The sequence below is a fragment of the Leyella stercorea genome, assembly GCF_021531355.1.
Taxonomy (GTDB): Bacteria; Bacteroidota; Bacteroidia; order Bacteroidales; family Bacteroidaceae; genus Prevotella.
Window position 1 is genome coordinate 23,577 of sequence record NZ_JADYTS010000037.1, and the last position, 7,105, is coordinate 30,681.

Sequence of the window (7,105 nt, forward strand, 5' to 3'; positions counted from 1 at the left end):
TGCTCAACACTCAGCGGCGTCACAGCGAAGTCCCCAAGATGATATGTCTTGCCGTGTTCCACGGCAGTCACGCCATATCTGTTCTTCTCCTTCACCGCCGACGTACTCAGCACGTCTATCCCGGCACGAGTAAAATCTCTTACGTATTTAGCATGGTCTCCTTATCCGTGCTCGTGGCTTATCAACATACCACGAGCACAACCGATTTTTAAGTGTCCTACATTTTGGTAATCTTTTAACCTACAACCAGCTTCCATTAGAAGTTGCTGTCCATCATCAGCCTCCAGTAAAAATCCATTACCTCGGCTTCCACTATTTATTGTCGTTAATATCATTCTTCAAACCTCCAAATAAAGCCTCCTGCTTGTGTTCTGAATTTTCCTTTTTTATATTCTGTCCTATTGCACACTTGTAGTATATTACGAGAGCAAACACCGGTCTCTACGGATGCTTCTTTTGCATTATTATATTTAGCAATATAATGTCCATCCAATGAATACTGACAAATTTTCTTAGGCCTTATGAGTTTATTGTATTTTTTCATAGACTCAATCATCTCCGGATGTTCTGCAAGATGTATTTTGTGATGCTCCATTGTTGAGACTAACTGCAGGTTTTTTATGTTATTATTTTGTTTGTTGTCATCTTTATGATGAACTACAAACCCGTTGGGTACGTCTCCCCTAAAAGATTCCCATACAAGTCTATGAATTCTACAGGTTTTATGCTTTCCCAATCCATCATTTAGGATAAGAGTCAAATACCATCCTTTTCTATTGTTGACTTTGCAGATATGTTCTTTTATTTTTATTATTCTACCATTCTTGCCAATTTTCCAATAAGAACGTTTTTTGACTCTTCCTAAATTACTTACTTGGTAATCGAGAAAGCCTTTTACAGACCTCCATTCTTCCATTACTCAAAGGGGTTATTGTCATTGCCGGCTTCTAAAATCTCACCTGTTTGCTCATCAACCGAAATGATTTCCTTTGTTTCGGAAAACTCTACATCCCGAACTTGTTGCACGCTTGGTTCTTTTTCGTCCTCAGCTAATGCTCCCATCATTTCAATAGATAAGTAGCCATATTTTGATAGCAGCCTACGCAGTACCGTCTTTACGCCCATTGAGAGAAAGTCGCCTTCCCAACCGACTTTGCCAGTCGGGCCATTCTGAGCCTGTCCGTTTGCAAGGTCGCAAAGTCCGTCTACAGTAGGCAAAGGCGTGTCCGGTGTAACCTTACGTTTGAACGATGGGGAATATTTAAGCGCATATGCAGCCATTTCCGAGAGAGACATATACAGTGTTTTTGAAAAACCGTTTATTGTCTCAAAGTGAGCAAAAAAACCTTCAATTTTGTCGCTCATCTTGTCACCTGACAAATCAATTCCGCCCGACAACTTGTCCTTTTTTACAAGTTCACCTTCATATACCACATCTGCATTAATATTGCGATATTGTCCCGTACGCATTGCCATCTGTATATATCCACGATAACCTATCGTTAATGTCGGTGTTGGAACAGTTCTGCGGGCTTCCTTATCCCAATTCTTGAACACCATAAGATAGGCGTACCCTAATTGTTTGTTCAAAGGTAGTTTCAACGTCGCTGCCTTGATTGCCTCTTGAACAACCTTATTCACATCACACTCCTGTAACTGTTTGTCATTTGTAAAGATTTCCACAAGTGAAGTTGCAAAAGTTCCTGAGTTTGCACCCAATACGCTTTTTAGTTGGTTCTGTACAAAGCTACCATTCACTTTGTTGTTGAAAGCGACTATTGTCTGTTGTTGCGCTGTCAACTGTGGCTGCTTCGCCACTGCTGTTGTCATTGTCTGTGTCATTTTCCTATGTATTTAATTAGTTCTTCCTTTGTCTTGAATGCGTGCTCCTCCTTAATTGGAGGAAACACGCAGAATCTGTATTGTACGAAGGGCTTTGATGTTCCCAACACTTGTACTTCTATACCGGTTATCTTGCTGCTTTGCGCACGATACCCGTCCAGAAACCACACGGTATCTCCGATGCTATACTTCGTCTCTATTTTCATAGCCTATCACTATGTCTTCGTCGTCCGTCACCGTCAGCCTTATCTGCTGACCTCCCTCATACAGTGGCTCCTGCACCGTTTCGGCATTGTCTATCACGCAAGGCACGTCCACTCCGTAGTGTCTTTTCAGCGTGTTAGTTATGTCGAGACCTGCGTTTATCTTCGCTGCCGTATTCAAGTCTGAGTATGGTACACCGTCCACCGAGCACTCACACCATGGTTTTTCCGTGCCGTCGAGCTGTCGGCGGAACATCTTCCACCTTACCAACTTGAACCGTCTGTTCACGTTCTCTTCAAGCACCTCGCACGAGCGCTTCTGAAAGTCACTTGCTGCCTTTATCTTCTCGTCAAGCGCATCTATCTGCTCCTTCCATTGTGCGCGGTTCTCTTGCAGAGCGTCCATTTGTGCGTTCACCTTCTCCCACTGCACTTTTACTGCAAGCCGTGCCGTGAGTACTTCTCTCTCCGCCTCCAAGTCTTTCAGCTTCGTTTCCAATTCCGCCTTCATCTTCTTGTCTTCCTCGCTCATGCCCTCATCAGACGGTTTCTCCTGCTCGGCTTCTTTCTCTCTGATACGGTCGCACACCTGCTTGTACTCGGGTTTCTCTGCGAGCAAGGTCTCTACGCTCACCTTCTCTTCTTCCTTCTTCGTCTGTTCCTCCAGAGCCTTTCGGGCTTCTATCAGTTCAGCCTCAGCCTTGTCGAGCTGTGTCTGCGTTGCCTTCTGCTGCGTCTTGAAGTATTCAGTGGTCTCCTCACACTTCTTTACTTCTTCTTTTATTCTTGCAGCGTCGTTACCCAGCTTCTTGAGGTCTGATGCCTGGTTATTAAGGAATGCCTTTTTCGACTCCTCCATAATCCTCTGCACCTGGTCTTCCGGCAAAGGCTGCTTGCAGGTAGGGCAGAAGGCATCATCTTCGTTCCATTCCCATTTCCTTGCCTTGATGAGCTTCCATTTAGCTTTGCCGTCGGCTTTTTCCGCGTCAAGTTCGTTCATACGTGCGTCGCATTTTACCAATGTTACATCAAACGACTTCGACTTCTGTTTTAAGTCTTCGATATTCTGCTCCGCCTCCGCCACAGCTTTCTTGCACGCCGTCTTGGCTTCGGCGTTCGCCTTTAGTATCTCGCCCATCTTACGCTGCGCCGATTCTTCCATGATGCGTTTGCGCTTGTAGTCAAGATTTAGAATGCTTATATTCTGCTGCTTGCGTATTAAATCTGCACCGCCATTATCGATAGTGTTGAGACTTTTTCGTGTCGCGTCTATTTCCAGCCCCTTCTCCTTGATCCGATTCTCTATGTCTGCCCAGTCCTCTGCTTTCGGCAGCACATTCTTCAAGGCTTCAAGTCTCACGGGCACCTCGTCAAGGCTTTTTTGTACTTCCTTGCGCTTGTAGTTCAAGTGTTTCAGCACCTTGTCGACATCGTCCTTCTCAAGCAGTTCCTTGATAGCGTCATACTTCTTGTCGCCACCCGTCACGTCTTCCACGCTCGGAACGCCGAACATTTCGTTCAGCCTCTTGCGCTGCTCGCTCCAGTCCATCTGAGTGAAGCTGTATGGCGATGAGCACAGACGGAACACTTCTTCAGGACAAATGGAGTCAACGACCTTCTTGAAGTCTCCTGCCGTCTCTACCTCTCCGTCCACCTTGTACGTGTAGCTGTTCGTCACGCTGCCATCTTCCTTACGGGTCTCGGTCAGTGTACGTGTCAGCACGTAGCACGTCAATCCTTCCTGCTCGTCCTGCACACTAAGCGAAATCTCTACCGAGTGCGCCACGTCCTCAATCTCATTGCCGTCCTTGTCCTTGGTCTTGATGCCGAACTTGGTGGCTCCAGACTGGTTCGTGCCGAACAGCACCCAGCTGATAGCGTCTGCTATCGTCGACTTGCCTATTCCGTTGCGACCCTTTACCACATTGATATTGTCGCCCAGCACGATTTCCTTATTCTCTACACCTTTGAAGTATCGCAGGCATATCTTGTCTATCAATATCTTCTTCATATTATGTTATAGTTTTGAGTCCTTCAAATATACCGTCACACCGTTTAGCGTCTTGAAGTAGTTTATCTCACCGTCCTTCAACAGCTCGTTCATTATCTTCTTCAAGTCTGCCTGCACAGCGTTCTTCAGTTCCACATAGCCAACGCCCATCGGTCTCTTCGAGTCGTCCGGCATCAGCTCACGTATCTTGTCCAATACATATTTCTTGTTCATGTTATATTTTGTTTTATAGTTTCGTAGTAAAATGTTGTTCTATTCTCACGAACCGAACAACAAGAGTGTTTTATTACAAATAAAATTAAGATTTTCGTGGGGGCAGAGGGAATCGAACCCTCACATCGGAACCACTTCTTTATAACTCTACGCTACCCAAGCCGTAGTCACGCCCCCTTTTTTAAACCGCCCTATTCTCACGAACCGGACAGATGGTTTTAATCAATAAACATACGTAGCAGCCGCTGCTGCAAAGATTTTTACATCAATAACCTAAAAACTTGAATTTATATATGAGCAAAATATCCTATGTGTTACTCCTCATTTCCCTTACCTCGCCCTCATAGTGTTCTATGAGCCTTTCAAGCTCCCAGTTAGACCATTTCTTCGCCTCGTGCTTCCTTGCTTCAAGCAGCGTTACTCTCTGTTCGCCAATCTTTTTTATAAGTCCTTGGCGATAGTCAAGGATATTGCCATCCTTGAAGCGGTTACAAAAACGGCACTGCGCCGAACAGTTGTCTTCCGAATATCTCAGAGCCATATTGGTTCGCGATATGTAGTGTCCGCAGTCAGCCTGCTCAAAGGGCAACACCCTCCCGCAACTCACGCATCGGAAATACTCATATCCATACTCCTTTGAGTCCCGAAGCCTGATATACATCGAAAATACCTTGTCAAGCTTTGCCTTAAGCGACGTGGTACTTCTCCATTTGCCCGTCCTTGCAGCCTTGCCCCAAGTCTCGGGCTTTTCCTTGTCTTTCTTTTTCTTCCAGAACATACTTAGTATATCTCCTCCCTCCTGCCCATGTCGGCAGAACGTTGTTTAATCTTCAAGTTAAGGCAGTGTATCCGCCTCATACGCCACTCAAACAACTCTATCGGGCAGTCCGTGTCAGTATTGAGCAGCTTATATATCGCATCTACCTTATCCTGGTAGGTCTGCGTCGAGAAAAGTTGCAGCATATAGCGTCAGTTTTAGATTTCTGAAAAACTGCCCTATGCTCACGCACCAGGCAGACATTATTTACCGATTCGTTAGAATATGAAAAATCATGTGAGTGGTCGCTTCCACGTCGTTTAAACAAATTGCATTAATATCTGATTTCAGCTAATCCTTTCCTACTGTTCGTACACAGGCACGCTGACGTTCCTGCCTCCGAACTCATTCAACGCCATCTTGCGTATCTTCTCAGCCATATCACTCTTCGAACGATATGCAAGAGCGTTGTATACCATACACTGGCCACACTCAAATCGTGACATCAATACCGAAATCTTGCTTCTCGGTACAATTATTTTCTTTTTTCTAACCAGCTTTGCCATATTTTTTTGTAAATTTGTGTCATTAAAGTTTATATAAAACGTTATCTGTAACGTTTTCAAGTGCAAATGTACAATAGTTTAGGCAAATGACCAAGAAAACGCAACAGAAAAGCGTTACAATTTAGATATTTTCACATACGTACACATCAATAAACTGTTTTACACTATGACAACTATCATTGAACGCCTCGAAGCCGTCCGCCGACACTACAACTTGTCAGGACGCGGACTCGCTGACCGTCTTGGACAGCGTCCATCCACCGTCACAAACTATTTAAACGGCACCCAAGCCCCTAAACTGGAGTTCATCGAGAATATCCTCCGCCTCTTCCCCGAAGTCTCGGCAGAATGGCTCATACGAGGCCAGGGCAGTATGCTTATCGTTGACCAGCCCGACGTAGCCGAACTTAAAAAGCAATACGAGACCGAACTGCTCGTCAAGGAAGGCATCATCAAGGAACTTCGCTCCATTATCCTGGAAAAAAACCAAGACAAGCAGTCCCTCGACCGTCAGCAACTTGTAGGCTGATACCACTACACCAAAAAAGGCAGTGATAGTAAACAAAAAAGACTGGCACCTCTTCTCACGAATAGAAGCCAGTCTTTTGATTCACGCTTGAATCTCTTTATTTTAATATGAAAAAATTTAATCGTATGAATATCAAACTAAAAACCTAATTCCACAGTTAATATCTTCGGGTCTTCTCTCTTCAACGTGACGTTTTTTCGGGTTTAATTTATTTTTTTCTTCAAATCGAAATCAAGAGAAAGAACCAAAGAGAAAATCATATTTATTATTCTCAATCTAAACTATCAAAGAGCATTCGGAAGGCTGAGGGCTTAGAGCAGACTCTCCCCTTATAGAGGATTGAGCATCCGTCTATAAGAAAGAGTCGCTTAACAGGTGAGCAAACGTCAGGATCAGACCCGTCACCACCACTTGCCAGCTAACGACAGTTAGTACATGGAGCTTTCGGTGTTCGCTACCGCCTTCCCGCGCCTTCTCCAATCAACTCTTGCGCTTCAGCCCTGGGTCCCACTTGCTGACTTTGTTTAATGTCGAAATGATGCGTGGTGTATTTAGCCGTCTCTTACACTTCGACCATGAATAGGGACAAAAAAAAGAAGAGTCCCCATTCGCCGTTCGCTCACACCCGAACTTTGAATGAAGACTCCCTGTATATAGAGGATACCTGCGTCTGTAACATTGCTATCAGCGTGTGAGTTCTAAAAGCGATACAAAGATACGCAAAGTTGGGCAACCGTCCAAATGTGCATTCACGTCTGTTAACGTTCTATAAAGTCATTTTCGCGTAAAATATTTTATATAATTGTTTTTGTATTACCCAAAAATTACCTACCTTTGCATTGAAACGCCGAGAACACTGATTATCAGACACCTATAGCATCATGTATGTAATCCCATGCGGATCACAAAGAAAGAGGGTGTGTCATAATTGACTATGGTCATTTATGGTGCACCCTCCTTTTGTATATCGTTTAGCGAGAGCAA

General features: G+C 44.5%; 9 protein-coding genes. 1 reads left to right on the plus strand and 8 read right to left on the minus strand.

Annotated features, from left to right (window positions below; translation table 11 throughout):
* Nucleotides 1-331: 331 nt before the first annotated feature.
* The 8 genes from I6E38_RS09215 to I6E38_RS09250 all read right to left on the minus strand — a co-directional run bounded on the left by I6E38_RS09215 (nt 332) and on the right by I6E38_RS09250 (nt 5,592).
* A complete protein-coding gene (locus I6E38_RS09215; protein WP_235393704.1) occupies nt 332-916 on the minus strand; it encodes an NUMOD4 motif-containing HNH endonuclease in 585 nt (194 codons plus the stop codon).
* Nucleotides 916-1,830, minus strand: coding sequence for a recombinase RecT (locus tag I6E38_RS09220; RefSeq protein WP_235393705.1), 915 nt, complete (start codon nt 1,828-1,830; stop codon nt 916-918). The genes I6E38_RS09215 and I6E38_RS09220 overlap by 1 nt, the downstream gene beginning before the upstream one ends.
* 8 nt (nt 1,831-1,838) lie before the next feature.
* Complete coding sequence (locus I6E38_RS09225; RefSeq protein ID WP_235393706.1) at nt 1,839-2,048, minus strand: hypothetical protein; 210 nt, start codon at nt 2,046-2,048, stop codon at nt 1,839-1,841.
* Nucleotides 2,026-4,056 (minus strand): AAA family ATPase, encoded by a 2,031-nt coding sequence (locus I6E38_RS09230; RefSeq protein WP_235393707.1) that lies wholly within the window; start codon nt 4,054-4,056, stop codon nt 2,026-2,028. Before I6E38_RS09230 ends, I6E38_RS09225 begins: the two co-directional genes overlap by 23 nt.
* 6 nt (nt 4,057-4,062) lie before the next feature.
* Nucleotides 4,063-4,269, minus strand: a complete 207-nt coding sequence (locus tag I6E38_RS09235; protein WP_235393708.1) for a hypothetical protein — start codon at nt 4,267-4,269, stop codon at nt 4,063-4,065.
* 307 nt (nt 4,270-4,576) lie between these two features.
* On the minus strand, nt 4,577-5,047 hold the full coding sequence (locus I6E38_RS09240; protein WP_235393709.1) for a recombination protein NinG: 471 nt from the start codon (nt 5,045-5,047) through the stop codon (nt 4,577-4,579).
* A gap of 2 nt (nt 5,048-5,049) precedes the next feature.
* The gene (locus I6E38_RS09245; protein WP_235393710.1) at nt 5,050-5,232 is read right to left on the minus strand and encodes a hypothetical protein; all 183 of its coding nucleotides are present in this window, start codon (nt 5,230-5,232) and stop codon (nt 5,050-5,052) included.
* A gap of 156 nt (nt 5,233-5,388) precedes the next feature.
* Nucleotides 5,389-5,592 carry a hypothetical protein gene (locus tag I6E38_RS09250; protein WP_235393711.1) on the minus strand — a complete coding sequence of 68 codons (204 nt, stop codon included), beginning with the start codon at nt 5,590-5,592 and terminating at the stop codon, nt 5,389-5,391.
* Nucleotides 5,593-5,758: 166 nt separating this feature from the next.
* On the opposite strand from I6E38_RS09250, the gene I6E38_RS09255 reads away from it, so the two are divergent.
* Nucleotides 5,759-6,121: a helix-turn-helix domain-containing protein gene (locus tag I6E38_RS09255; protein WP_235393712.1), complete on the plus strand. Its 363-nt coding sequence runs from the start codon at nt 5,759-5,761 to the stop codon at nt 6,119-6,121.
* Nucleotides 6,122-7,105: the final 984 nt, after the last annotated feature.